At 65.9% G+C, this 2379-nt stretch carries 1 protein-coding gene; it reads right to left on the bottom strand.

The window, feature by feature from the left end:
• Nucleotides 1–2379: indolepyruvate ferredoxin oxidoreductase family protein (locus tag EOA24_RS34520; protein WP_133374777.1), on the bottom strand; the 2379-nt coding region annotated here is incomplete at both ends.

Genomic DNA, 2379 nt, shown 5'->3' with positions numbered 1-2379 from the left:
GTCGTCGCCGGCAGCGGCCCGGATCGCCTTCTTCAGCCGCTCGACCGGCAGCGAGAAGTCCGCCGAACGGGTGAATTCGCCGGGCATGATCTCGGCGGTGTTGGCGAGGAAGATCGTGTGGCCCTCGCGGACCGCGCCCAGCACCTTCTTGGCGCCGGAGACGACGAGGTCGCAGCCGAGCACAAGGTCGGCCTTGCCGGCCGAGACGCGAATGGCGTGGATGTCCTCGGGTGTCGGGGCGATGCGGACATGAGTGAAGACCGAGCCGCCCTTCTGGGCGAGGCCCGCCATATCGATCATGCCGCAACCCTTGCCTTCCAGATGCGCGGCCATGCCGAGCACCGCGCCGACGGTGACGACGCCGGTGCCGCCGACGCCGTCGATGATCGCCGCCCAGCCCTGGTTGCCCATGCGGAATTCGGCCGGCGCCGGCACGCCGTCCAGCGGATCGGCCCTGCCGGCAGTGCCTTCGGCCTTCCTGATCTTGCCGCCATGCACGGTGACGAAAGACGGGCAGAAACCGTTGAGGCAGGAAAAATCCTTGTTGCAGCTCGACTGGTCGATGCGGCGCTTGCGGCCGAATTCGGTCTCGACCGGCTGGATCGAGACGCAGTTGGACTGTACGCCGCAATCGCCGCAGCCTTCGCAGACCAGCTCGTTGATGAAGACGCGTTTGTCCGGATCGGGGAAGGTGCCGCGCTTGCGTCGGCGGCGCTTTTCGGCGGCGCAGGTCTGATCGTAGAGCAGCACCGAAACGCCTTTCACCTCGCGCAATTCGCGCTGGACGAGATCGAGATCGTCGCGATGGTGGATGGTTATGCCGGCCGGGAAATCGGCCTTGCCGGCATATTTGCCAGGCTCGTCCGTGACAACGGCGATGCGCTCGACGCCCTCGGCGCGCACTTGCCTGGCGATCATGTCGACGGTCAGGCCGCCCTCATGCGGCTGGCCGCCGGTCATGGCGACGGCATCGTTGTAGAGGATCTTGTAGGTGATGTTGGCGTCGGAGGACAGCGCGAAGCGGATCGCCAGCACGCCGGAGTGGTTGTAGGTGCCGTCGCCGAGATTCTGGAAGATGTGGTCGCGCTTGGAGAACGGCGCCTGTCCGACCCATTGCGCGCCCTCGCCTCCCATGGCGGTGAAGCCGACGGTGTTCCTGTCCATCCACAGCGCCATGAAGTGGCAGCCGATGCCGGCGGCGGCCAGCGAGCCGTCCGGCACCTTGGTCGAGGAATTATGCGGGCAGCCCGAGCAGAAGAAAGGCGTGCGCGAGCCGATATCGAGCGTGTCGGCGAGCATCGCCTGGAACTGGCGCAGCTTCGCCACCCGCGCTGCGATCTCTTCCGAGGAGCCGATGGTGCGCAGGATCCGTTCGCCGAGCGCAATCGCGATCTCGTTCGGATCGAGCGCACCCTTGGCCGGAAACAGCCAGTCACCGCGCTCGTCCTTCTTGCCGACGATCACCGGCTGGGTGGCGGTGCCGTAGAGGTTCTCGCGCAGCTGCACCTCGATCAGCGAGCGCTTCTCCTCGACGACGACGATGGTGTCGAGGCCGCGGGCGAAGTCGGCGATGTGCTGGAAATCCAACGGCCACGGACAGCCGACCTTGAACAGGCGGATGCCGATGCGGTTGGCGGCCGCTTCGTCGATGCCGATATCCTCCAGCGCTTGGCGGACGTCGAGATAGCTCTTGCCGATGGTGATGACGCCGAGCTTGGGATTGCGGCCGCCGGAATAGACGATGCGGTTCAGCCCATTGGCCTGGATGAAGGCCGAGGCGGCGGCGCGCTTGTACTCGTGCAGCCGCTCTTCCTGGCCGAGCATGTCGATCTCGTGGCGGATGTTCAAGCCGCCCGGCGGCATGTCGAATTCGGGAATGACGATGCCCAGACGCTCGATCGAGGCGTCGACCGAGGCCGTCGATTCGATATTGTCCTTGACGCATTTGATCGCCGCCCAGGTGCCGGCGAAGCGCGACATGGCAAAGCCGTAAAGGCCGTAGTCGATGATCTCCTGCACGCCGGCCGGATTGAGGATCGGCACCATGGTGTCGACGAAGAGGAATTCGGTGGCATGCGCGTTGGTCGAGGATTCGGCCATGTGGTCGTCGCCCATCAGGGCAAGCACGCCGCCATGCTTGGAGGAGCCGGCAAGATTGGCGTGGCGGAAGACGTCGCCGGACCGGTCGACCCCCGGGCCCTTGCCGTACCAGACCGAAAAAACGCCATCATGCGTGCCCTCGCCCAGCAATTCGGTCTGCTGCGAGCCCCAGCAGGCGGTGGCGGCGAGTTCCTCGTTGAGGCCCGGCTGAAAGACGATGTCGGCTTGCGCAAGCTGCTTCTTCGCCCGCCACAGCTGCATGTCGAGGCCGCCCAGGGG

This window comes from Mesorhizobium sp. M2A.F.Ca.ET.039.01.1.1, from assembly GCF_003998035.1.
Taxonomy (GTDB): domain Bacteria; phylum Pseudomonadota; class Alphaproteobacteria; order Rhizobiales; family Rhizobiaceae; genus Mesorhizobium.
The sequence above is the reverse complement of the archived record's forward strand: the minus strand, read 5'-3'. Positions and strand labels throughout refer to the sequence as shown.